Origin of the sequence: Frondihabitans sucicola (assembly GCF_030296615.1) — a bacterium.
GTDB classification, from domain to species: domain Bacteria; phylum Actinomycetota; class Actinomycetes; order Actinomycetales; family Microbacteriaceae; genus Frondihabitans; species Frondihabitans sucicola.
The window spans coordinates 3,478,530-3,502,282 of record NZ_AP027732.1; the positions used below are offsets into that span (position 1 = coordinate 3,478,530).

Annotated in this window: 19 protein-coding genes and 3 pseudogenes; 11 read left to right on the forward strand and 11 right to left on the reverse strand. The window is 67.7% G+C overall.

Translation table 11 applies throughout. The features are described from left to right. Positions 1 to 43 precede the first annotated feature (43 nt). On the forward strand, positions 44 to 1,369 hold the full coding sequence (locus tag QUE79_RS17940) for an exopolysaccharide production protein (protein ID WP_286344253.1): 1,326 nt from the start codon (positions 44 to 46) through the stop codon (positions 1,367 to 1,369). Positions 1,370 to 1,438: 69 nt separating this feature from the next. Here QUE79_RS17940 and QUE79_RS17945 read toward each other — a convergent pair whose 3' ends face one another. Next, positions 1,439 to 3,022, reverse strand: a complete 1,584-nt coding sequence (locus QUE79_RS17945) for a glycosyltransferase family 39 protein (RefSeq protein WP_286344254.1) — start codon at positions 3,020 to 3,022, stop codon at positions 1,439 to 1,441. A 197-nt stretch (positions 3,023 to 3,219) separates the two neighbouring features. Here QUE79_RS17945 and QUE79_RS17950 point away from each other — a divergent pair, with 197 nt between their 5' ends. Further along, complete coding sequence (locus QUE79_RS17950; protein WP_286344255.1) at positions 3,220 to 3,405, forward strand: hypothetical protein; 186 nt, start codon at positions 3,220 to 3,222, stop codon at positions 3,403 to 3,405. 133 nt (positions 3,406 to 3,538) lie between these two features. Here the strand turns inward: QUE79_RS17950 and QUE79_RS17955 are convergent, their stop codons facing one another. From QUE79_RS17955 to QUE79_RS17965, 3 genes and pseudogenes are all read right to left on the reverse strand, one after another. Then, a complete protein-coding gene (locus tag QUE79_RS17955; protein ID WP_286344256.1) occupies positions 3,539 to 4,495 on the reverse strand; it encodes a glycosyltransferase family 2 protein in 957 nt (318 codons plus the stop codon). A gap of 70 nt (positions 4,496 to 4,565) precedes the next feature. After that, positions 4,566 to 5,285, reverse strand: a pseudogene (locus tag QUE79_RS17960) (ABC transporter ATP-binding protein); the annotation flags it as partial. 2 nt (positions 5,286 to 5,287) lie between these two features. Then, entirely contained in the window at positions 5,288 to 6,250 is a 963-nt protein-coding gene (locus tag QUE79_RS17965) for an ABC transporter permease (RefSeq protein WP_286344257.1), read from the reverse strand. Positions 6,251 to 6,479: 229 nt separating this feature from the next. Here QUE79_RS17965 and QUE79_RS17970 point away from each other — a divergent pair, with 229 nt between their 5' ends. Both QUE79_RS17970 and QUE79_RS17975 read left to right on the forward strand, forming a co-directional pair. Then, positions 6,480 to 7,634, forward strand: a complete 1,155-nt coding sequence (locus tag QUE79_RS17970) for a glycosyltransferase family 2 protein (RefSeq protein ID WP_286344258.1) — start codon at positions 6,480 to 6,482, stop codon at positions 7,632 to 7,634. A gap of 19 nt (positions 7,635 to 7,653) precedes the next feature. After that, positions 7,654 to 8,592 carry an NAD-dependent epimerase/dehydratase family protein gene (locus QUE79_RS17975; protein ID WP_286344259.1) on the forward strand — a complete coding sequence of 313 codons (939 nt, stop codon included), beginning with the start codon at positions 7,654 to 7,656 and terminating at the stop codon, positions 8,590 to 8,592. 34 nt (positions 8,593 to 8,626) lie between these two features. Here the strand turns inward: QUE79_RS17975 and QUE79_RS17980 are convergent, their stop codons facing one another. Genes QUE79_RS17980 through QUE79_RS17990 form a run of 3 tightly spaced genes read right to left on the reverse strand, consistent with a single transcriptional unit; the run spans position 8,627 to position 11,939 of the window. Next, entirely contained in the window at positions 8,627 to 10,111 is a 1,485-nt protein-coding gene (locus tag QUE79_RS17980; RefSeq protein ID WP_286344260.1) for a glycosyltransferase family 4 protein, read from the reverse strand. Then, positions 10,108 to 11,652: a glycosyltransferase gene (locus QUE79_RS17985; RefSeq protein WP_286344261.1), complete on the reverse strand. Its 1,545-nt coding sequence runs from the start codon at positions 11,650 to 11,652 to the stop codon at positions 10,108 to 10,110. The genes QUE79_RS17980 and QUE79_RS17985 overlap by 4 nt, the downstream gene beginning before the upstream one ends. Beyond that, positions 11,652 to 11,939: a hypothetical protein gene (locus QUE79_RS17990; protein WP_286344262.1), complete on the reverse strand. Its 288-nt coding sequence runs from the start codon at positions 11,937 to 11,939 to the stop codon at positions 11,652 to 11,654. The genes QUE79_RS17985 and QUE79_RS17990 overlap by 1 nt, the downstream gene beginning before the upstream one ends. Positions 11,940 to 12,067: 128 nt before the next feature. Between QUE79_RS17990 and QUE79_RS17995 the strand changes: the two genes are divergently transcribed. From QUE79_RS17995 to QUE79_RS18010, 4 genes and pseudogenes are all read left to right on the forward strand, one after another. Next, complete coding sequence (locus tag QUE79_RS17995) at positions 12,068 to 12,628, forward strand: hypothetical protein (protein ID WP_286344263.1); 561 nt, start codon at positions 12,068 to 12,070, stop codon at positions 12,626 to 12,628. Then, positions 12,628 to 14,763, forward strand: a complete 2,136-nt coding sequence (locus QUE79_RS18000) for a hypothetical protein (RefSeq protein ID WP_286344264.1) — start codon at positions 12,628 to 12,630, stop codon at positions 14,761 to 14,763. The genes QUE79_RS17995 and QUE79_RS18000 overlap by 1 nt, the downstream gene beginning before the upstream one ends. Positions 14,764 to 14,892: 129 nt before the next feature. Further along, positions 14,893 to 15,836: pseudogene (locus tag QUE79_RS18005) on the forward strand (GDP-mannose 4,6-dehydratase). A 28-nt stretch (positions 15,837 to 15,864) separates the two neighbouring features. After that, positions 15,865 to 16,818: a GDP-mannose 4,6-dehydratase gene (locus tag QUE79_RS18010; protein WP_286344265.1), complete on the forward strand. Its 954-nt coding sequence runs from the start codon at positions 15,865 to 15,867 to the stop codon at positions 16,816 to 16,818. Positions 16,819 to 16,851: 33 nt separating this feature from the next. On the opposite strand, the gene QUE79_RS18015 is transcribed toward QUE79_RS18010, so the two are convergent. The 4 genes from QUE79_RS18015 to QUE79_RS18030 form a co-directional block, all read right to left on the reverse strand. Then, complete coding sequence (locus tag QUE79_RS18015) at positions 16,852 to 18,315, reverse strand: hypothetical protein (RefSeq protein WP_286344266.1); 1,464 nt, start codon at positions 18,313 to 18,315, stop codon at positions 16,852 to 16,854. Beyond that, the gene (locus QUE79_RS18020; protein ID WP_286344267.1) at positions 18,312 to 19,706 is read right to left on the reverse strand and encodes a glycosyltransferase; all 1,395 of its coding nucleotides are present in this window, start codon (positions 19,704 to 19,706) and stop codon (positions 18,312 to 18,314) included. The genes QUE79_RS18015 and QUE79_RS18020 overlap by 4 nt, the downstream gene beginning before the upstream one ends. A 149-nt stretch (positions 19,707 to 19,855) precedes the next feature. Beyond that, entirely contained in the window at positions 19,856 to 20,128 is a 273-nt protein-coding gene (locus QUE79_RS18025) for a hypothetical protein (RefSeq protein ID WP_286344268.1), read from the reverse strand. A gap of 52 nt (positions 20,129 to 20,180) precedes the next feature. Next, complete coding sequence (locus tag QUE79_RS18030; RefSeq protein WP_286344269.1) at positions 20,181 to 21,857, reverse strand: ArnT family glycosyltransferase; 1,677 nt, start codon at positions 21,855 to 21,857, stop codon at positions 20,181 to 20,183. Positions 21,858 to 22,073: 216 nt separating this feature from the next. Here QUE79_RS18030 and QUE79_RS18035 point away from each other — a divergent pair, with 216 nt between their 5' ends. The 3 genes and pseudogenes from QUE79_RS18035 to QUE79_RS25810 form a co-directional block, all read left to right on the forward strand. Further along, positions 22,074 to 22,910: a glycosyltransferase gene (locus QUE79_RS18035; protein WP_286344270.1), complete on the forward strand. Its 837-nt coding sequence runs from the start codon at positions 22,074 to 22,076 to the stop codon at positions 22,908 to 22,910. Then, on the forward strand, positions 22,847 to 23,209 hold the full coding sequence (locus tag QUE79_RS18040; protein WP_286344271.1) for a glycosyltransferase: 363 nt from the start codon (positions 22,847 to 22,849) through the stop codon (positions 23,207 to 23,209). The genes QUE79_RS18035 and QUE79_RS18040 overlap by 64 nt, the downstream gene beginning before the upstream one ends. Beyond that, positions 23,206 to 23,574: pseudogene (locus QUE79_RS25810) on the forward strand (glycosyltransferase); the annotation flags it as partial. The gene QUE79_RS18040 and the pseudogene QUE79_RS25810, both read left to right, overlap by 4 nt. Positions 23,575 to 23,753: the final 179 nt, after the last annotated feature.

The window sequence follows — 23,753 nt, forward strand, 5'->3', positions numbered from 1 at the left end:
CGATGCGGCGTCTCCTTCGCCAGCTCACCTGTCACAATGAGGCGTGACGATTCCCGACGCGAGGCGTGATCCGCCGCGGCGGTACCTCTCGGCCTGGATCGGATTCTCGGCCGGCGGCACCTTCAGTCAGTCGCTCACCGTCGCGATCCTGCTCTACGCCCTCGGCATCCACACGGTGCGGGCCCTGATCGGCTGGCCCGGCTCGATCGCCGTCCTGGCCACCCTGGTGGTGCTCGCCTCGCTGTCGCTGCTCGGCGCACGACACCGGATCGAATGGCGAGGCATCCTGCCGATTTCGCTTCTGGGCCTGTTCGGGTTCCTCGGCGTCAGCGTCTTCTGGAGCCAGTACACCTGGGTCACCGTCGGCGGCGTCTTCTACGCTCTGGCGTTCGGGGCCCTCGGCATGTATCTCGCACTCGGGCGCGACCTGGTGCAGGTCATCCGGGCCACCGGCGACGCCCTGCGGATCCTGCTCACCATCTCGCTCTCGCTCGAGGTCCTCAGCGGCCTGCTGATCGACCAGCCGATCTCTTTCCTCGGCATCCAGGGCCGGCTCGCGGAGGGCGGGCCCATCCAGGGCGTGGGAGGCACGCGCAACTTCCTCGGCTTTCTGGCGGCTCTGGCCCTGATCACCTTCGCCGTCGAGTGGATGACCCGGTCGATCACGCAGGGCACGGCCATCGCCTCCGGCGTCCTGGCCCTCCTGACGCTCGTGTTCGCGTCGTCCCCGGTCACGTCGATCGCCGTGCTCGCGCTCGTCGTGGCGGCGATCGCGCTGCGCAGCATCCGCAGGGCGCCCCGCGAGCGGAAATCCGTGATGCAGACCGTCCTCCTCGTGCTCGTGGTGATCGGAGGCGCCCTCGCGTTCTTCGCCCGCGACCGCCTCTGGACGACGATCGGCGCCACCTCCGACGTCGAGACCCGGCTCCGGCTCTGGACCGACATGCGGAGCCTGATCGATCTGCACTCGATCGCCGGGTGGGGATTCACGGGCGCCTGGCAGAACGACGTCTTCCCCTTCACCATCCTCACGACCGGCGGAAAACCCTCCGAGACAGGGCTCGGCGCTTTCTTCGACACCTGGCTCCAGGTCGGCCTGATTGGCCTCGTGCTCCTCCTCGCCGCCGGAGGCCTCGCCTTCGTGCGCGCCTGGCTGACGGCGTCCGACCACCCGATCGTGGCGTACGTGTGGCCGGCGCTCGTGCTGATCCTGATCGCCGTGACGGCCATGGCCGAGAGCTACGTGCTGTTCGAGTCGAACCTCATGCTGTTCGTCGCCATCGCCACGATCACGGCCCGCAAGCGCTCCTGGCGCCTGCGGCTGCCGCACTTCGAGCACAGCGGCAGCGACCTCCCCGACCCGCGCTGAACCGCACGCCCGCACGGCGGGCGGCGGACCGGGCGTCACCTCTCGGCGGGCGTCACCTCTCGCCGGGCGTCATCGATCGGCCACGGTTCCGTCGGCCGTGAGAGTGCCGATCCACGTGGTACGCGACGACTCGCTGATCTCGTTCGGGGCACCGATGAGCCGGGAGGTCCAGAACTTCACGTGCGCCGTCACGAGAGGAGTCGGATCGTCCTTCTGCCAGGGCACGGTCGATTCGTTGGACGTCACCACGGGCGTCCCCGGATCGAGTCGCGTGGCGAGCTCCTTGAGGTGCGCGGTCGTCGCCGCCGTGGACGCGGAGGTGACCGGCCCGGTCGAGACCATCACGACGTCGACGCCGCAGAAGGTCTTGAGACCGAGCCCGTACGGATCCGGGCCGAGGTTGACGAGGACGACGTCTTTGGCGTCGCCGAGCCGAGAGCAGATGGCCGAGATCTCGGCAGCCTGACCGTTGCCGTTGATCGTGCCGAAAGTGCGCGGGGTCCAGGCCGAGACGGTTCCGCCGACGACGAGGACGATGCACATGGCTGCGACGAGACGCCCGAAGCGAACGGAACGCTTCTTCACGCGTCCGGCCAGGAGCCGGATCGGCTCTACAGAGGCGATCACGAAGCCGGGGGCGATCAGCGGAAGAGCCCGCCGGAAGGCCCAACTCTGGTCTGGCGTGATCGACATCTTGTCGAGGTAGAGCAGCGAGACCGCGAAGGTGAGCGCGGTGAGCACGAGGAGCCCGGGCTCGTGTCGCGCGACGGCCCGGCGGACGAGGAGGCCGAGGCCGATGCCGGCGGCCAGGAGGAAAGGCAGCCCGAAGTACCAGACGAACCAGTACAGGGACCACTCGTCGTAGGTGCGGGTGCCGTCGACCGGCGCTCCGGCCGCGCGCTGAAGGCCTTCGACGACAGCCTGGACGCTCGGCGAGTTGCCACCGTGCACGTGGAAGAGAGCCGGGCGCACGGCCCAGAAGGCGAAGGTGAGCGGCACGATCGCGCCGAGGACGGTGCCGAGGCCCGTGGCGCCGCGGTCACCGAGTTCACCGCCGAGGAGGAAGGGTGCGGGACGCCCGCCACGGCTGGAAGCGACAACGCGCTGGACGAGGAGGACGACCGCCGTCAGGACCGTCACGAGGGCGAACAGCACCCAGAGCGCTTTGGTCTGCGAGCCGAGATCGGTCACGTAGGTGTGGAAGTTGGTCTCGAAGTCGTAGACGCTGAACGCGGTGATGACGACGGCGGGAAGAGCGAACAGCGCGAAGGCCCGACCCAGAGGGATCGAGAGGCGTGGCCGAGCGATTCCCAGGATGACGAGCAGGAACGCGACGACCATCGCGGCCACTCCGAGCACACCGTCGATCCGGGTCTCACTCGTCGCTCCGGCCAGCACTCCGGCGAAGAAGAACTCCTGTCGGCGCCCGGTGCGGAAGGCGCTCCAGAGCCAGGTGATCGCGGCGAAGAACAGCGCCAGACTCACGACTTCGGTGTACGTGCCGCGCGAGAAGTAGACCATCGGCATCGAGACACCGAGAATCGTCGACGGCAGAAGTGACCACACGGGGCCCAGGAGACGTCGAGCGACGGTGTAGACGGCGAGGAGGGCCACGCCGCCGAGGACGATGTTGACGACGACCAGCCCGTTCACCCCGGCGGCCCAGTAGCCGAGAGCCAGAAGGGACGGGAATCCGCTCCCCCTGAAGGCGCACGTTCAGGTCGCTCTCGTACCCGAAGATCCCGGGCGCACCGCTCACGCCCGCGATGCCGGACGCGGCCTTCACGGCCTGCGAGACGTCGATGGCCGTCGCGCCCGTGCGAGCGAGCCACGCGCCGAGGTTCGTGTAGATGCCGGGGTCACGACTCGCCACGATGTACTGCGTCGCGAACGGCACCTGGACGATCGTCCAGACGATCGCAGCCCCCACGGCGACCGCGGCGCTCCGGGCCCGGACCACGCTCGGCTCCAGGTCGATCGGCAGGAACCGCCAGCAGAGGGCGCAGAACACGACGATCAGAGGCAGCACGGTGTAGGGCTTGTAGACGCCGAACGCCGCCATGGACGACGTGGCGAGGAAGACGCCCACCAGGATCTGAAGGATCCGCTCGGGGAGACGGCTCACCACGGAGATCGGGCGCGACACCGGAGCCTGCGCTTCTGCCACTGTCACCGGTCTGCGCGGGTGAAACCGTACTGGATCTCTTTCAACCGCTCGAGTGTCTCCTCCTGGAGGATCCGGTTGGTGCGGAGAAGATCGGCGATGACGGCCAAAGCGAACGAGAGGACGGCCGCGACCAACAGGAAGATGCCGATGATCAGGGACTGCAGGTGGTTGCCGCCGGAGTTCGCGGCGATGAGGATGGCGTAGCGGACGAACGGGATCAGCCCGACCACGCCGAAGAAGACGCCGAGCCAGATGAAGAACGCCAGCGGCTTGAACATGAAGTAGCTGCGCACGATCGCCTTGCCCGACTGGAGCATGTGCTCCCCCATCGAGCCGAACAGGCGCGACTCACGGGTCTTGGCGTTGGTCGTGACCGGCACGCTGGCGATCTTCATGCGCTTGTTGCCGGCCTGGATGATCGTTTCCATGCAGTAGCTGAACTGGGTGACGACGTTGAGCTTGATGAGTGCCTCGCGGCTGTAGGCGCGGAAGCCGGAGGCGGCGTCGGGCAGGTTCGTCTCGGCCGCGACGTTCACCACCTGGCTCCCGAATTTCTGCATGCGCTTCTTGAACGGCGAGAAGTGCTCGATGAGATGCGTCTGGCGGTCGCCGATGGCGATGTCCGCCTCGCCCGCGATCACCGGAGCCAGGAGCTCGGGGATCATCGACTGCGGGTACTGGTTGTCGCCATCGGTGTTGACGACGATGTCGGCGCCCTGGCTCAGCGCGTAGTGCACGCCGTCACGGAACGAGCGGGCCAGGCCCTGATTGCGCACGTGGTGCACGAAGTGGGTCACGCCGTGGGCCCTGGCGACCTCCACGGTTCGATCGGTCGAGCCGTCGTCGATGACGAGAACGTGGAGTTCGTCGACGCCCGGGATCGATTTGGGGATGCTCTCGAGAACGGCGGGGAGCGTCGTCTCCTCGTTGAGGCACGGAACCTGGACGAAGACCTTCACGAGGACCTTTCGGATGTTCGGATCGGGAGGACTGCTGCAGCGGCTCGCGCTACTGCGTGGCGAAATTGGCGCGGAGCGCCGCGACACCGTCGACGGAGCCGCCGTCGAAGATGACCTGGCCGTGGGAGAGGACGATGGCGCGGTCGCACATCTCTTCGACCGTGGTGAGGTCGTGCGTGACGAGCACGATGGTGCGCCCCTCCTGCTGGAACTCCTTGATCTTGTCGAGGCACTTCTTCTGGAACGGCTCGTCGCCGACGGCCAGGACCTCGTCGACGAGCAGGACGTCGGGATCGACGTGGATGGCGATCGCGAAGGCGAGTCGCACGTACATGCCGGACGAGTAGAACTTCACCTGCGTGTCGATGAAGTCGCGGATCTCGCTGAAGTCGACGATCGAGTCGAAGTACCCTTCGATCTGCTTCTGAGAGAGCCCCAGGATCGCGCCGTTCAGGAAGACGTTCTCGCGCCCCGTCAGGTCGGGGTGGAATCCGGCGCCGAGCTCGAGGAGAGCAGCGAGCTGGCCGCGGCGGCGCACGGTGCCCTTCGTCGGCTGGATGATGCCGCCGATGACCTTGAGCAGCGTCGACTTGCCGGAGCCGTTCGCGCCGATCAGGCCGACGGTGGTACCGGCCTCGATGTCGAGTGTCAGGTCGCGGAGGGCCCAGAAGTCTTCTTTGTGCTTGCGCGATCGGCCGAAGTTGACCAGGCGCTCCTTGAGCGACTTCTCCTTACGGATGATGAACCGCTTGGAGACCTCGTTCATCGTGATGACGGGAACGTTGCTCATTCTCAGATCTCCTGCGCGAAGTTGCCCTGCAGGCGGGCGAAGACACGCTGAGCCACGTAGACGAGCGCGAGCCCGATCACGAAGAGCACCAGCAGCCGGAACTCGAGGTGGGCGGGCCAGTCGACGGGCGGGACGGCGTGGTTCTTGCCGTCGGCGCCCTTGAGGACGTTGATCTTGCTGCCGGCCTCCCACATGCCTTTCTGGAACGCCAGGATCGCGTTCGACATGGGGTTGAGCAGGTAGACGTCGGCCACCCAGGCGTGGTTCTTCGCGACCGTCTGGACCTGGGTCCAGGAGTAGACGATGGGCGATGCCCAGAAGAAGATCAGCAGTGCCACCTCGACGAGGTACTGGATGTCGCGGAGGTAGACGTTGAACGCCGACAGCAGCAGTGCCAGGGCCACGCCGTACGTGACCACCATGACGACCGCGGCGAGCGCGTAGAGGAGGTTCCAGCTGAGGGGGAACTGCCCCGTCACGAGGATGGCGCCCAGCAGGACGATCATCTGGATGCCGAAGTTGAACAGGGCGGAGCCGATCGAGGCGAGCGGGAACAGCTCGCGGGGAACGTAGACCTTCTTGATCAACCCCGCGTTCGCCAGGATGCTCATCGTCGATCCCGCGACGATCTCGTTGTAGAGGCCCCAGATCGTGAGACCCGAGTAGACGAAGATCGCGTACTGCGGCACGTTACGGGCGGCACCGAGGAACTGCCCGATGGCCACGTAGTAGATGAGGAGCATCGTCAGCGGCCGGATGAACGACCAGACGAAGCCGAGGCTGGAGTCTTTGTAGCGGGCCTTGAGCTCGCGCCGGATCAGCAGGTCGAGCAGGCTCCTGTGCGTGATGACGTCGCGGACGCCACCCCAGAAGCCGCCGAGCAGCGTCGCGTCGGGAGCGCCCGCCGCCACGAAGGGAAGCTTCTCCAGTCGGCGGATGCGTTCTTGTGCAGCAGTGGTAGTCACCGGACTCCTCAATCTCGCCCGACTCCCCCGCTGGAACCGGAACCCGGACTCGACGAGCGCGAGGCGGGTAAACGGGCGGGCTGGATCGGGCGCGGTTTATTATGCCAGAGTCATGCCTGGAGCTCGCCAGCAACCCGGCGCGGTGCCCTCGGAACATGCTGCGAGCCACCGCTACACTGCCACTGGCCGCGGATTCGGTGGCCCCGATGCATCGAAATGGTGGCCCCACATGACGTCCGCTCCTCCTCGCTCCGTCAGTGTCGTGATCCTGGCCTGGCGGCTGGTCGAGGAGCTCGAACGCTGTGTCCGTGCGGTTCGGTCGCAAGAGGGCGACTTCTTGCTGGAGGTCGTCGTCGTGGTGAACGGTGCTCCCGAGGCCGTCCAGGAGGCCGCGCGTCGAAGCGCGCCCGACCGCCTGCTCGTGTCCGAGACGAACCTCGGCTACGGCGGCGGCTGCACGCTGGGCATCGATGCCGTCGACACCGACTACGTCGTGCTGTTGAACGACGACGCCGTCCCCGAGGCCGGCTGGCTCCAAGCACTGGTCGGCGCGGCCGAGGCCGATGAGACCATCGCCGCGGTGTCCAGTCTGCTGCTGAACGACGACGGAACCATCCAGGAGGCCGGCTGTCGAGTCGTCGCCCACGGTGCGACGCACCCGATCGCCGGCGGACTCACCGTCGAGGCGGCCCGCGAAGCAGGACTCCTCGTCACGCACGACGTCGACTACGGCTCCGGTGCCGCGCTCTTGCTGCGACGCTCCGCCGTCGCCGCCGTGGGAGGGTTCGACAAGCGGTACGAGCCGGCCTACTACGAAGACGTCGACCTGCAGTTCCGGCTCCACCTCGCCGGGCACCGGGTCGTCGTCGAGCCGTCGGCGGTCGCGGTTCACTCATCCGGGCTGTCCACCGCGGGTTCGAGCACCTACTACCGCGACTTCCTGTCCAGCCGCGCGCTCGAACTCTTCCAGGAGCGCTGGGCCGAAGTCCTCGAGCGGTTGCCCGAAGCGTCGGCAGACGCACCCGGCCTGGCGCCCGTCGCCGAATTCGGTGTCGCCGAGCGACCGGCGTCGCGCAACGACGAGCCGTCCGTCGTGTTCACCGGTCTCGAAGCCGAGTTCGAGCGATGGGCGTTCGAGCGCCTGGCGTTCGCCGACGACCGTCAGAGGCACACGCAAGACACCCTCGACCTCGCCGCGCGGAGGCAGGCCCTCGCCGAGGTCACGCAGGCCGAGCTGCTCCGACTGCGGGACGAGCTTGCGCACCTTCGGGCGCAACACCGCGAGCTCGGAGAGACGGCGAACGCGCTGCGGCGGCGTGTCGACCAGTTCGAATCCAACCCCGTCCGTCGGGCCGCTAGGAAGGCCCTCGGCCGGTCGAACTGACCTGCTACAGTCGGCACTCGTGTCTGGAACCCGTAGTCTCGTCGTCGGTTCAGGTGGTCTTCTCGGCGGCGCTCTCGTGCGCGAACTCACCGCCCGAGATCGACGGGTGCATCGCGTCGCGGTGCCGTGGGACGACTCCGCCGCCGTGCCCGCCGTCATCGCCGAAGCCGTCCTTCACCTCGTCGAGAGCGGCCCCGGGTCCGAGTGGTCCCTCTACTGGACCGCCGGAACCGGCGTCGTCGCGACGGGTGAGGCCGAGTTCGAGACCGAGCAGCGCGTCGTCGAGGCGACCCTGGCCGAGATCGAGCGCGTCCTGCCGTCCGGGACCAGCGGAACCCTGTTCTTCGCGTCCTCCGCCGGAGCGACCTACGCCGGCAATCCGGCGCCGCCCTTCAGCGAAGACTCCGAGACCGCTCCTCTGGCGCCGTACGGCCGGGGGAAGCTTCGCCTCGAGGACACCTTCCGCGACTTCGCCGCGTCCTCGGGCCACCGCCTCCTCATCGGACGCATCTCGAACCTCTACGGCCCCGGCCAGAACATCGCCAAGCCTCAGGGCCTCATCTCACAGCTGGCAGCGGCGCGTCTCGACGGACGCCCTTCGAACATCTACGTGCCCCTGCACACCGTGAGGGACTACCTCTTCGTCGACGATGCCGGCGCCATGATCGTCGACGCCGTCGACCTCGTCGAGGACCTCGAGGCGGGCAGCAGCCTGCTCAAGATCTTCGCGGCGCAGGAGGGTGTCTCGATCAGCGGCATCATCGCGATGCTCGAGAAGGTCATGGACCGCTCGCTGGACATCGTTTCGGGCCATGATCCTGCCGCGGTCTACCAGGCGCTCGACCTGCGGTTCCGTTCGACGCAGCTCACGCAGGTCGACGCCCGCTCTCTCACGTCCCTGGAGGAGGGCGTGCGCCGCACCGTCGCCGCCCTGCAGACCGCGCCCCGCGACTCGTAGGCGACCCGGCCGAGGGGAGGCCGACCTCGAGGGGTTACTCGGTCGCCAGGCTCCACATCGCGTCGGCGTAGTCGTCCCAGCTCGGGTGCTCGAGACTGTCGGCCTGCTGCGCCAGCCGGGACACCAGGGCATCGTCCGTCAGGAGGGCCCCGATCGACATGGCCATCGCCGCGATGTCATGCGGCGACACGAGAACCGCACCGTTGTCTTCACCGAGATCGCGCATGCTGCCGAAGTCGCTCGTCAGCACCGGCGTCCCGCTCGCGAGGGACTCGACGACGGGCAGGCCGAACCCCTCGTTGATGCTGCAGAACACCGAGAATCGGGCGAGCCGGTAGAGGCTCCAGACGATCTCGTCGCTGACGCCGGAGAGGAGCGAGATGCGTCTGCCCACCCGTCGCAGATTGGCGACCATCGTCTTGAACTCTCCGTCGCCCCAGGCGTTGCCGCCGACCAGGACGAGATGGAAGTCGTGCCCCCGACGCCAGTTGAGCTCGGCGGCGGCGAGGAGATTGAGGTGGTTCTTCCGCGGCTCGTGACTGCCGACGGCGAGAACGATCGGGAGGCCGTCGTCGAGGCCGAGCTCGCGGCGGGTGCTCTCGACGACGTCGTCCGCCACGTCACCCGTCTGCCAGGGCAGTGCGATGGTCTCGACCCGAGGACCTTCGAGACCCGTGCCTCCGAGCATCCGCCGCCAGCCGCCGTATTCGGTGGCCGCGGCGGACGAGATGGCGCCCACGGCGTCGAAAGCCGACAAAGCGGCGAGGTACTTGGAGAAAGCACCCGGCATGCCGGGCCCGCTGGTCTCGGAGGTCGTCACCGGGATGCAGTCGAACCCGATGGCCGTCGAGCGACTCCGGCTGAAACGCGCGATCGTGTGGATGTTCCAGGTCCGCTTCGATTCCGTCGTGATCTCGGGAAGCACGAACGTCGCGCGAAAGGGGACGACGAAAGCGTCACGGTGTTGGACGATGCGGTCGCGGACGGCGTCATCGAGAATGACCCGGGAGATCTCGTCGTCGCTCGAGCCGACGAGTCGCGCTCCGTTGAGGGTCCAGGAGACGAGACTCACGTCGTGGTCTCGGGCCCACCGGGTGATCGTCGCGCGAGACACGCGCTGGATTCCGGTGGTGAACCGGCTGCGACCGGTGTCGGTCACATCGATGACGATCCCCGAGTCGACGACCACCTCGCCCGCCTGCGCCGGGACCGGTGTCGCCGCGGCGCGCGACCAGCTCGCCCGAAGGGGTTTTCGCAGCCCCTGCAGGCGCCAGTCCCGGGTGAAGTCGAGGATCTCGGAGGAGGTCGGGATCCGACGCTCGAGACACGCGAGGAGAAGGTAGGACACCGAGTCGTCCGGGGCGCCCAGAGCTGTCGACACCTCGTCGACCAGTCGGGCACCCTTACTTCGCTTCCAGCCGTCGGCCGCACCGAGGAGCGCCGTCGCGGCGACCCGAAGGGCTGCATCGGCTGCAGGGCGACCGAGGACGGCGAGGCCGGGGATCGTCATGGTCGTCATCGGAGGCTTTCTGTTGCGGAGGCGGCGGCCGGGGCCAGGGGGACGACGGCGGCCTGCCAGAGCTCGTCGGCGTAGGTCTTCCAGGTTTTCTGGGTCTGGCCCTCGATCTCGCGGCGCAGACCGCTCAACGCGACGTCATCGGTCAGGAGTGTCCGCATGGCGGCGACGATCTGCTCGTCATCACGCGGATCGACCTGGAGGCAGCCACCGGCGGCGGCGACTTCGTCGAGACTGCCGAAGTCGCTCGTCAACACGGGGGTCCCGAACGCGAGGGACTCCGCCACGGGGAGGCCGAAGCCTTCGTGGAGCGAAGCGAAGACCGAGAATCGCGCCCGCGCGAAGAACGACCACAGGTCTTCGTCGCCGAGTCTGCGGTGTGACTCGACGCGCATGCCCTCCTTTCGCAGCTCGGCGACCTTTCGATCGAACCGGTAGGTCGCCTGTCGGCTCCCTCCGCCGATGAAGACGATTCGGAAGTCGTGACCCTCGCGGAAGAGGACCTCGGCGGCGAAGAGCGCTGCGTCCTGATTCTTCCGCGGCTCGTGGCTGCCGACGGACAGGATGATCGGCGGTTCTTTCGGGTCGACGACGACGCTGGCCACGGCGCGCCGGGCGATCTCGGAGACTTCCGTCGCCAACGACACGGCGACGACGCTCGGACCCTCGACGCCTTGACTGGGCAACATGTCGACGAAACCGCGGAACTCGTCGGACGCCGACTCGCTGATGCCGGCGACGACGTCGACGTGCTTGACGACGCTCAGGTAGTGCGCGAACCGCTCCGATTCGGCGTTGGGAAGCGTGTCGGCGCTGATCAGCGGAATCGCGTCGTAGCCGATGGCGGAGACGGTGTTCGGAGAGTCGGCGGCGAGGCACGCGATCTCGGGGCAGACGCCGTCGGCCGGGACCTCGGCGAGAAGGAGGGTGGACTCCCACGGCACGAGGATCGCCGCGGTCTCGAGCTCGGCGTTGGTCACCGGGTCGTCGACGACCTTCTCGAAGCGGCGATCGTTCCAGTGCAGGACGCGGTCGCGCTGGCGCTCGGTGAGAGGAACGTAGCCGGAATTGTCGACGGTCCAGGCGACGAGGCGGTGCGGACGATCCGGGTCGTCCTGCCATTCGGGCACGGTGTGCCGGACGACGCGCTGGATGCCGGTGTTGTGCTCCCAGCGCGCGCAGAAGTCGACGTCGACGAGCACCTCGCCCGTCACGATCTCGATGCTGCGGAGCGCCGAGAACGACCGTGATCCTGCCTGGATCGTGCCCTCGAGGGCGCTGATCATCGCGGTCGCGGGCGTCGACAGCACCAGTGCCCGCGAGAGGCGGGCGAGGTCGTCCGGTTCGGGGAAGATGCCGGTGATGCCGATGTGCAGGAGCCAGACCTGGCGGTCGTCGTGCGACGAAGCCACGGAACGGCTGAGGGTGTCGAGGACTTCGGCGGCGGTGGACGTGTCGCCCACTGTGACGCCGAGGGTCGCGGCCACTCTGACCAGTCGCGCCCGGAGGGCGCGCTGCAGCTCGGTCGTATCGACTCGCGGCATCAACGCCCCAGTCGCTTGGCGATGGCGGCCGCGGAGAGTTGGGCGGCCGGAACGACGCCGAATTCGTCGACCTTGCGCTGGACCATGCGGACCAGGCGCAGAGGCCTCGTGATCCGCCAGGACAGGGTCGACTGCATCTCGCGAACGGCATCCGTCACGCTCGAGGTCACCCGGAGCCAGTCGTCGAGGACGGCTTCGCGGAGCTCGTTCAGGTCGTCCTCTGCACTCTGGGCGGCCCCGCCCTCCGGGATGTTCTGAGGGTCGCTCTGCGGCTCGGAAAGTGACACGTATGGATCCTTCTTCTGATCTCGGAAGCGCCCTCTCGCCCCGCACGGGGGTGTCGAGAGTTCGAGAGAACACCATACCGTGGTGAGGACCCTGTCTTTCGGGAGACGGGCATCGAAGCTAGGGAAGCATGAACCGCAAATCCACTGCGATCTGGATCGTCGGGGCCGTCGTGGTCGTCGGGGCAGGAATCGGCGTCGCCGCGCACGCCGTGGCGACGCGTGACAGCTCGGCTGCGAGTTCGCCGCGTCCGTCGGCGACGTCGACCGGCGCTGCCTCGACAGCCCCCGGCGTTCCACCGACAAGCACGGCGGTCAACCCGCGACCCGCTGCGTCCGATCCGGCATCCACGACACCGACGCGTCCCAGCGCTACCCCGTCGACACCCGCCACAGCCGTGAAGAAGGTCACTCCTCTTCTCAGCTACTACGCCTTCTCCGGCTCCACCCTGACTCTCGGCGCCGGAGTGAACGGCCTGGTCGACACGGGCGGTACCTGCACGGTCACGGCCTCGCGCGGCGACTCCACCGTCACGCAACGCTTTTCGGCCTCGCCCGGTCCGACCTCGACCGACTGCGGCGCCATGGCACTCACTTCGCCCCGATTCGTCCACGGCACCTGGAGCCTGATCATCGCCTACTCGTCCCTCCGCGCTTCCGGAACGTCCGCCGCGATGCAGGTGACCCTCTGATGCGACGTCGTCTCTCGCGACTGGCTGCGCTGCTTCTCCCGGTGGCTCTCGTCGCGGGCGCCCTGACGGTCGCGTTCGACGTCGCCGTCCCGGCCCAGAAGGCCACAGCCGCCGACGCGTCCCTCTTCCAGGCGGGCAACATCATCTCCGACCAGGCCTTCAACGACACCGGCACGATGTCGGCGGCTCAGATCCAGGCGTTCCTCGCGAGCAAGGTGACGACGTGCACGTCGGGGCGCACGTGCCTCAAGGACTACCGTCAGACCACGAGCACTCGCGCGGCCAACGCCTACTGCTCGAAATACACGGGGGCTGCGAGCGAGACAGCGGCCACCATCCTCTCGAAGGTGTCCAAGGCCTGCGGTATCAACCCCCAGGTCCTGCTGGTCACCCTGCAGAAGGAAGAGGGCCTGGTCACCTCGACGGGCCCGTCGTCCGGTGCGTACACGATCGCCACCGGCTTCGCCTGCCCGGACACCGCGGCGTGCGACTCGCGCTACTACGGCTTCTTCAACCAGCTCTACAGCGCCGCCAGACAGTTCCAGGTCTACGCCAAGAATCCGATGTCGTTCCGATACCGATCGGGCGTGAACAACATCATCCAGTACAGTCCGAGCGCCGCCTGCGGCTCGGCCTCCGTCTACATCCAGAACCAGGCGACGGCGAGTCTCTACAACTACACGCCCTACACACCGAACGCGGCCTCCCTGGCAGCCGGATACGGGTCGGCGAGCTGTGGCGCGTACGGCAACCGCAACTTCTACCTGTACTTCGCGGATTGGTTCGGCAATCCCTCGAACTGGTTCAAGTCGTCGTCCTTCGAAGGCGGCTCGGTCGCCGGCTGGACGCGCAGCGTCGGCACCAGCAACCGCTCGATCGCCGTCGACCCCGCGCACGCGCAGTCCGGCATCGACTACATGGTCATCAACACCCAGCAGAAGGGCTCCGCCCTGACCCAGGACGTCACCCGCACCACGCGGGTCGGGGAGCAGGCGATCGCGAGCGTCTGGGTGCGGTCCGCCACCGCGACGCCGTTCTCCGGCCGACTGTCGCTCTGGGGGCTCGGAGGGACGACCGAGCAGGCCGTAACGAATTTCTCGGTGACCGGCACGTGGACCCTCGTCACCGTCACCCTTCCGGTGCGCACATCGGACCACGGGACGATCCGGCTCGACATCAATATGAACACGACAGGCGCGAACCTCTGGGTCGACAACACCTCTCTGACGTTCGGCACCGCTCCCGTGCTCCAGAACAAGTTGGCGAACCCGTCCTTCGAAGGCAGCTTCGCGGGCTGGGGCCCGGGCAACGGCGCGATGAACCAGCAGATCTACAAGCAGACGACTGCTCGGCAGGGCTCCTGGTTCGCGGCGGCTAACACGCCTGTCGCCGGCCGGAGTTTCTCGCAGACGGTCAAGCAATCGACGGCCTCGGGCCAGCGCTGGACCTTCAGCGTCTATCTCCGCTCCAGCACCTCGAAGCCGTTCACCGGCAGCCTCGCGCTCTGGGGGCTCGGCGGATCGTCGAACATCCGGAGCACCGTGCCCTTCACCGTCGGCAGCACCTGGACCAAGGTCGAGACGACTCTCGACATCGGCGCGATACGCCCGTCACAGCTGAAGGCGGAGGTCTACCTCTCGACGACGGCGGCCACCGCGAGCCTCTGGCTCGACCAGGCGTCGGTGTCCAACAACCTCCTCACGGCGGGTTCGTTCGAGGCGGGACAGACCACGGGCTGGAACCGGGCGGTCTCCACGATGAACCTGGTGTCGTACCCGGCCTCCGCCACAGCCGTGACGGCCCAGAACGGGGTGTCCCTCGGGGCGACCAACACGCCGAAGGCTGCCTACTCCATCTCGCAGTCGCGAACCATGGCGCCGGCTCCCGGCGAGACCTACTCGGCCGAGATCTGGGTGCGGTCGGCGTCCGGCGCCGCGTTCAAGGGACGCCTCGCCCTCTGGGCGCTGGGCGGGACGACCGAGGCGACCAGCACCTCGTTCACGGCCGGCGCCACGTGGCAGCGAGTGGCGATCGAGCTCCCGATCGCGAAGACGGGCCACACGAGTCTGAAGTTCGAAGTCTATGAGGACACGGTGGGTTCGACGCTCTTCCTGGACGGCGCTCAGCTCCACTGACCAGGCGCGTGTTCGGGCGGGCCGACAGGGTGGCCGGGCTATAGTGACGTGTCGGAAAACGCCGAGGAACCTAAGGAATTTGAATTGACGAAGCGCGCCCTCATCACCGGAGTCACGGGTCAAGACGGCATGTACCTCAGCCGCCTTCTCCTCTCGAAAGGGTATGAGGTGTACGGCCTGGTCCGCGGCCAGAACAACCCGAAGCGTCAGATCATCGAAGAGTGGGCGCCGGAGGTGAAGATCCTGACGGGCGACCTGCTCGATCAGTCGAGTCTCCTCCGTGCGCTGAACGCCTCGAAGCCCGACGAGGTCTACAACCTGGGCGCGATCTCGTTCGTGGCGTACTCGTGGGAGAACGCTCAGCTGACCAGCCAGGTGACCGGCCTCGGCGTCCTGAACATCCTCGAGGCGATCCGCCTCTACGCCGGCGACGACATCGAGAAGGTGCGCTTCTACCAGGCTTCGTCCTCCGAGATGTTCGGCCGCGTACAAGAGGTGCCGCAGAAAGAGACCACTCTCCTGTGGCCGCGCTCCCCTACGGCGTCGCCAAGGTCTACGGCCACTACATGACCATCAACTACCGCGAGTCGTACGGCATGCACGCCTCCTCCGGTGTGCTGTTCAACCACGAGTCCCCGCTGCGTGGCCCGGAGTTCGTCACCCGCAAGATCTCCATCGCTGTGGCTCGTATCGCCCTCGGCCTGCAGGAGAAGCTCACCCTCGGCAACATCGACGCGAAACGCGACTGGGGTTTCGCCGGCGACTACGTCGAGGCCATGTGGCGCATGCTGCAGCAGGAGACCGCCGACGACTACGTCATCTCGACGGGTGAGACTCACGAGGTGCGCGAGTACCTCGACATCGCTTTCAACCACGTCGGCATCAGCGACTGGGAGAAGCACGTCTACCAAGATCCGCAGTTCTTCCGCCCCGCCGAGGTCGACCTCCTCATCGGCGATTCGACCAAGGCGACCGAGGCTCTCGAATGGAAGCCGACCCTGTCGTTCGACGGCCTCGTGAAGAAGATGGTCGACTCCGACCTCGAGATCGAGAAGGCCAAGGCCGGCAAGTAGCAGGCGGACGAGTCCGGGAGCACGCACGATGCCACGCGCACTGATCACGGGCGTCTCCGGCCAGACCGGGAGCTACCTCGCCGAGAACCTCCTCGCCCGCGGGTGGGAGGTGCACGGTGTCCAGCGTGAAGACACGCGCGATCCCATCGTTCCGGCGCCGGTGACGGTGCACCAGGCCGACCTCGCCGACTTCCCCGCGACGGCCGCCGTCGTCGCCGCCGTCGCCCCCGACACGCTCTTCAACCTCGCAGCGCTGTCGTCGGTCGCCGCGTCGTGGCAGAAGCCGATCGAGACGGCCCTGCTCAACGGCGCCGCCGTGGCGAACCTTCTCGATGCGGTGAGCGCGCTGCCGCCCGCCGATTCCGGTGCCTTGCGCGGATTCGTGCAGGCGTCGAGCGCCGAACTGTTCGGAGCGGCCGACGAGTCACCCCAGACGGAGTCGACCCCGATCCGACCGGTGAATCCCTACGGCGCCTCGAAGGCCTACGGCCACGCACTGGTCGGCGCCTATCGTGCCGCCGGTCTCCGCGCCTCGAGCGTGATCCTCTACAACCACGAGTCTCCTCGTCGTCCCGAGGCCTTCGTCACGCGCAAGATCACCGCAGGCGTCGCCAGGATCACGCGCGGCGAGCAGGACGAACTCGTGCTCGGCAACCTCGATGCGCGGAGAGACTGGGGCTGGGCGCCCGACTACGCGGAAGCTCTGGCCCTCGTGGGTGACTCCGACTTCGCGTCCGACTACATCGTCGCGACCGGCGAGTCGCACACCATCCGCGACTTCGTCGCCGCCGCGTTCTCCGCGGCCGGCATCGACGAGTGGGAGCACCTCGTCCGAGTCGACCCAGCCTTCGTCCGACCCGTCGACGCCACGGAGCTGCGGGGAGACTCCAGCCGTCTCAGGAACGCGCTGGGCTGGTCGCCCACGAAGGGTTTCGCCGAGGTCGTTGCGGCCATGGTGAGTCACGACCTCGGCCAGAGCTGACGGGCTCTCCGTCTTCTCCCACGGTGCGCGCGCTCAGAGACGGGCGGCCGACGACCAGACGAGATCGGTGAAGCGCTTCCAGGAGGCATCCGTCGAGACCTGTGCCGGCACGGGCAACGCAGCCGCCGAAGCGATCGCATCGGCCAGCGCGAGTTCGTCGCGCTGCGTCACTGTGACGCACGACCAGCGCTCCTGGAGCTCCGCGCCGAATCCCGTCCGGGCGATAACACCCCGCAGGCCGGCAGCCAGGAGGGATTCGACGGCGACGTCGTGACTCGAGTACGGAGCCATGCTTACGATGATGTCGGACGCACGGACCCGAAAACTCGTCTCGTGACCGATGACGGCCGTTCGGAGGAACGGGTCACGGCTTCCGTCGGAGGACTCCGCGGGAGCGGAGATGCGCACGACCTCGAGGGGCTTGGATCCGAGACTCGCACCGTCACCCTCTGATGCACCGACCAGCGATAGGGCGTGCACGACTGTTTCGAAGTCGGCCGTCACGGCGTCGGCCCCCGCGAGAACGATCCGGGGCCGTTCGTCGGCGGGGCCGATCTCGACTGCGTCGAGCCCCAGTGCTCCCTCGACGAGGGTCGGACCGGGTACTCCAAGCGCCGGCAGCATCGACTTCCATCCGGCCAGTTCACGGTACGCCGTGGACGAGACGGTGACGACACGGTCCATGACGCGAACCGCCGCCAGATGCCAGCTGAAACGCCGGGGGTCATCGGCCGGTTCATCGGGCCACTTGTCGTAGAGCTCCACGTCGAGGAGAGGGCCGAGGCCATAGCCGATGGACATGGTCGCGGTCGACGATCCCGAGGCGAGCGACATGACCTTCGACGCCCTGGTCGGTTGATCGCACACGTCGGGGAGGAGATAGACGCCGCGCAGCGGCACGATCACGGTGCCCGCAGGATCACGGTCGCGTGACGAAGAGGGCGAACCGTCGCTCGCTTCGACAAGGGAGCCGTATGCAGCGGACCACGTCACCGACACGACGCCCTCGGGGGCAGAGGCCCTTATCTCTTCCGCCACTCGTCGGCTGTCGCCGAGGCCGTCCGTTCCGAGGAGACCCTGGACATCGAGGAGCACGGCGTCTTCCACGACGCGGACGACGGGTAGCGTCGCTGAGCCCTCCGACTCCGCCGCGGCGATGAGGAGGTCGGCGGCGCGATCGAAGTCGGAGAGGTCGACGGCTCGGGTGATCTCGTCGACGAACAAGGCGTGCGGCAGGGTCGCCGTAACGACGGCGGCGAGGAACCAGTGCTCGTGGGGTTTGAGGGCCCTCACGAGAGCGACGAGCCTGCGCCGCACGGCCGCGGACGGCTCCGCCGATGGCGAATCCCTGTTGTTTCGCCCGTCACCCGCGCTCGGATCAAGGACGGTGAGCGGGCGGTCCGGGCGACCGAGGCTCCTGACGATCAGGTCGAGGCGCGCAGCGACGGCGGAGAACAGAGCGGGGCGCGAGGTCGTCGAGGGGTCTGCGGTGGTCATGCGAAGGCTCCGAGGGTCGCGCCCGCGGTCAGGACGGCCCAGAGTTCGTCGGAATAGTCGTCCCAGGTCCGGAGTCTCGCCGCGCGACACTCGGCGGAAAGCTTCGCCAGTGCCTCACCGCCCGAGAGAAGGTCTCTCATTGCGGTGACGAGTGCGGCGTCCGAGCGGGGATCGATGACCAGGGCGCCGCCCCGTTCCGCGATCTCCAGGGTACTGCCGTAGTCCGTCGTGATGACGGGGGTGCCACAGGCGATGGACTCCGCGACCGGCAGGCCGTAGCCCTCGTGCAGCGACGGGAAAAGGGTGAATGCCGCCTCGCGATAGGCGCTCCACAGGAAGTCGTCGCTCACGCCACGTCGCGCCGAGACCGGTCGCCCCAGTGCGATGAGCTCTTCCAGTCGAGTATCGAAGGACGTGCCGAAGCCTGCTCCACCGAGGAACATGACCTCGAACTCGAGCCCTTCTCGCCAGAGGATCTCCGAAGCCTGAAGAATCGCAAGATGGTTCTTGCGCGGTTCGTGAGTGCCGACGGCGACGAGAAGCGGCGTGGACAACGAGCGGCCCAGGCCGAGGGAACCCGGCGTCGAGGGCGGAGCATCTGCAGCGAGCTCGCACTCGACCACCCGCGGTGTGGGTCGGTTCTGTGCGGCCACCGCCGAGAAGAAGCCGTCGAACTCAGCCGTTGCGGCCCTGCTAATCGGCGAGACGACCTCGGCTTCTCGAAGAACCCTGAGGTAGTGCAAGAAGTCGGTTCCGCCGGGCGGAGGAAGCGCTTCGGGGCTCACCAGAGGGATGCAGTCGTAGCCGATGGCACTGATGGTGTTGCCCGAGTACCGACCGATCGATTCGTAGACGGCACTCTGGCCCCGGGTGCAGACCTCCGGCAGGATGATGCGGCAGCGCCAAGGGACCAAGATCGGCGAGATGTTGTCGTCGAGGTCACGATCGATCTCCGCATCGGGTTCGACCTTGCCCCACTGGAGGACTCGGACTCGCTGCGCGGCCGTGAGGTCTTGAAAGGCGTTGGAGCGGTCGTTCCACGCGACGAGCCGGACCGGGAAGCGGCCGTACCAACGACTCATGGTCTCGCGAACAACTCTCTGGATGCCCGTGTTTCGATTCGACCGGGCGCATCCGTCGACCTCGGCCACGACTTTGTCTTCGAGGACCTCTGCGAAACGCTCTCCGCGACCGCGCTCGTAGGCGACCTGGGCCGTCTCCGCGAGGAGCCACACGAAGAAGTCGGCGCGCGCGAGGGTGGCGAGGTTCCGCCGGGCTTCGAGAAGCAGCGTCTCCGACGGGAAGACCGTCGTGAGTACTGTCAGCGTGAGCCACAGCTCATCCGTGCGACGCCCCGAGACGAGGCGATCGACGACTCGGGCGAGAGCCACGGAGCCGTTGTCCCCGGACGCCAAAGCATCGAGGGGCGCGTCGTATACCGGCACCTCGACCGGGCCTGTCCCGAGAAGAGTTGCAGCGAGCGCCGCAGCTCGCTGTGCGAAAGCGGCGCGGACGCGCTCGTGGCCCGACGCGACGTGGCTCACTTGCGCCCCAGACCGCGCGCGCCGAGGCCACGGATTCCGCGGATCGGTTTGGTGATCCGCCACGAGAGTGTGCCTCGCATGTCGGTCACGAGCGCGCGATGAGCGAGGATCTCGGATCGCGTATTGGCGACGAAATCGGTCCAGCGCTCGACCTGCGCGGCTTCGAGGGCTGCCACCTCGGCTCGCAGTCGCTCGATCTCAGCGAAAAGCTCTTCTCTCGAGGCGTCCGGCCCCGTGCTGCCGTCGTGGCCCGTGTCGCCGGTCGTCATCGTCTTCCCTCCGAGTCCCTCGCGCGAGCCGGACAAGCAACCCCCGCGACCATCACTTCTGTGCCTTGGGCATCAGCCAGAGTCCGTTGTTCTGGAAACTGTCGCTCGCGATCAATTCTGCTCCGGCTGCCTTGCCGGCCGGCCAGTCGCGGCGGGTGATGACCAGATCGGTCGTCGGCAACTGCTTCGTCTTGCTCGTGTCGATAATCTTCACGGGCCGGGGTTCCAGGAGATACGCGTAGATGTTGCGACTCACGCCGAATTCATCGCCGCCGGTATCGAACGAGACCGAGTCGTGCGGATACTGCGCCACGTAGTTCTGGAGGACGAACGCGTTGTTGAAGCCACCGAAAACCGGTCGCATGGTGCGCACCTGCGCGACGTTCGACGCGACGGCGAAGTAGCCGCCGAGCACGACCAGGACAGTCGCCGCCGAACGTGGTCGCATGAGGAAGAAGCAGCCGATGGCCGCCGCCAGCGTGGCCGCGACGAGCGGTGTCGAGTGCGCTGCCGTCACGTTGGGCCAGTCGAACTGCGTGAGTCCGGCCACATTGATGGCCAGCCAGATGCCGCCTTTGTTTTCGATGATGTCGGGCAGGACGCGAAGACCGACGACGACGTAGGCCGCCATGGCCAGCATCGTCGCGAGGAGTGCGGTTCGCCGGATCTTGCCCCGAACACCGCCCAGAGCGGCGAGGATTCCGAAGAGACTGAGCAGGGACGCCATCGGTTGGAAGTAGCGGCCGTAGGTGTAGGTGTCGAGCCGGAACGGTGACGACGTGACTGCCGGGCCGACGTATACCGCGGTCACGACCTCGAGAGCCAGAGCGGCGATCAAGATCCACGTAGCGGCCCCGAACGTGCGGGTCTTCCACTCGAGGCGACCTTTGAGGACCAGGAAGACCACGCCGATCACGACCAAGCCCAGACTAGCCGCGAGGTGGTACCAGACCTGTCCTGACGTCGCCACGAGGAAGCCCGCCGGGTTCTGGTGAAAGATGCTCAGGATGCCTTTGACCTCGCGCTTGCCCACCATCGGGTAGAGAGAGCGCGTGACCGACCGGTAGACCAGGAAGAGCACTCCCGAGAGGATGATCGAGCTCGCCAGCAGGCTGATCGCGTTGGCCCACTGCTTCTTGACGAGGAGGAAGACGCCCCACAGGATCGACGCCCCCACGAGCCCGACGAGTCGACCATGGCTGAAGAAGGCGTAGGCCGACGCCGCCCCGAGGATGACGAATGCGACCGGCGTCGGGCGCTGGAACGCCCGGACCGCCGCCCAGCCGCACACGGCGACCATGAGTCCGAGAAAGTTCTCGGCGAGCGCAAACCCCGACATCTGCGTGATGGCCGGCAGGAGAGTGATGATGGCTGCGGCACTGACGGCGGTGGGCCAGGCGGTGCCGAACCGGCGCGCGATCAGGGCGTAGAAGGGAAGGGAGGCCAGCGCGGCCAGCGCCGACATGATCAGGGCGGCGCGATAGACGCGGGATGGATCCTGCAGCACCCACCAGAGGGGCACGAGGACGACGCTCCAGCCCGGGTAGTAGCTCTGCCCGGAGAGATGGGGGATGGAGCCGAAGCCCGACATGACGATCGAGTTGGCCAGATAGCCGATCTCGTCGTCGGAGAACACCGGCGACTGACGAGACCGCGCCGCAAGGAACTGGGTCAGGATGCTGATGAGCACCAGCACGACGGGGAGGACCCACGCGCCGATCGTGGTCATCCGGGCTGACAACCGGACGGACCGATCGGCGAGCGCGGGTTGAGCTACTTGGCTGATGAGTTCTCCTGGTTAGCGGGCCACGGCGCGCCGCGCGCTGGTCTCACCCCGGCGCGACGCCAGTCATCTTAGCCGGGGCGCTTTGCCGGCAGCCGTCCGATGCGCGACTGTCGGAGCTGCCTGGCAAGGACCACGGGCTGGGGACGGTACCGTCTCTGTGTGAGCATCCGAGTCCTGGTCGACGCCACGTCGATCCCCACGAACGCCGGGGGCGTCGGCCGCTACCTGCTCAACCTGATCCCCGCTCTCGCCGAGCGCGACGACGTCGAGCTCGTGGTGGCGTCCCAGCGGAGAGACGCCGACCTGTGGGCCGAGAAGGCACCTCGAGCCCGCGTCGAAGTCGTTCCCGGCTGGGCCCGCTCCGTACCCGGGCGGCTGATCTGGGAGCAGCTGGGCCTCGGCCGTCTGGCCTCGAGGCTCGCCGTCGACGTCCTGCTCGCTCCGCACTACACCGTGCCGCTCGCCTCCCGGGTGCCCATCGCGGTGACCCTGCACGACGCCACCTTCTTCTCGCACCCGCATCTGCACTCGCGCCTGAAGCGCACCTTCTTCCGCACGTGGACCCGCGTGTCCGTTCGACGCGCCGCCGTGTGCATCGCGCCGAGCGAGGCGACTCTCGAGGAGGTCCGTCGCGCCACCCGAAAGCCCCTGCCCGGCGCTGTCGTCGCGTATCACGGCATCGACGCCGAGCGGTTTCGCCCGCGGGGAGCCTCCGACCAGGCCCGCGCCGTGTCGTCCTTCACGGGCCGCGGTCCGTACGTCGGGTTCGTCGGCACGATCGAACCGCGGAAGAACGTCGTTCCGCTCGTCGAAGCCTTCCTCGAGGCCACCGACGACGAGCGCCTGGCCGGCTGGCGGCTCCTCATCGCGGGCGGCGCGGGATGGGACGACGAGGCCGTCGAGCTCCTCCGTGCGAAGACGCACGCCCCCGGGTGCAGTGGACCGGTTTCCTCGACGACGGCGACCTGCCCGGCTTCCTCTCGGGAGCGGATCTGATCGCGTATCCGAGCGACGGTGAAGGCTTCGGGCTGCCGCTGCTCGAAGCGATGGCCTGCGGCACCGCCGTCCTCACGACGAAGCGCCTCGCCCTCCCCGAAGTGGGCGGCGACGTCGCCTTCTACGCCGAGCCGACCCGGTCGTCCCTCGTGGAGGCGATCCGAGGCATCCTGCTCGACAGCCGTACCCGCACCGAGCGGGGTCTCGACGGGCCGGCCCGCGCCGCGACCTTCACGTGGGAACGCTCGGCCGCCGACCACGTCCGCGCTTTCGAGAGCGCCAGGCGGGTGCGCCCGTGACGGCGTCCGGCGATGTCGCCGTCATCACGATCACGTTCTCCCCTGGTGACACGCTGGAGGCGTTCATCGGCTCCCTCCGCAGCGAAGCGTTCCCGCCCGGCCGCGTGATCGTCGTCGACAACGGGTCGACCGACGGCGCGCCGGAGGCGGCCGCGCACGCGCACGACCACGTCGAGCTCGTCCACTCGCCCGGCAACATCGGCTACGGCGCCGCTGCCAACCTCGGAATGACCCATGTCGACACCGCCGTCGACTGGATCCTCGTCTGCAACCCCGACACGCAGGTCACCCCCGGCGCCATCGCGACTCTCCTCGAAGCCGCTGCGTCGCACCCCGACGCCGGAGTCCTGGGGCCCCGCGTCGTCGAGCCCGACGGCAGCATCTATCCGTCGGCCCGCGCTCTGCCCGCGATCCGGACCGGCATCGGGCACGCGCTCTTCTCGGGCATCTGGCCCACGAATCCCTGGACCAGGCGCTACCAGCAGCGCGACGTCTCGAACGCGAGCTCCCCTCCGAGGTCGGCTGGCTCTCGGGAGCCTTCCTC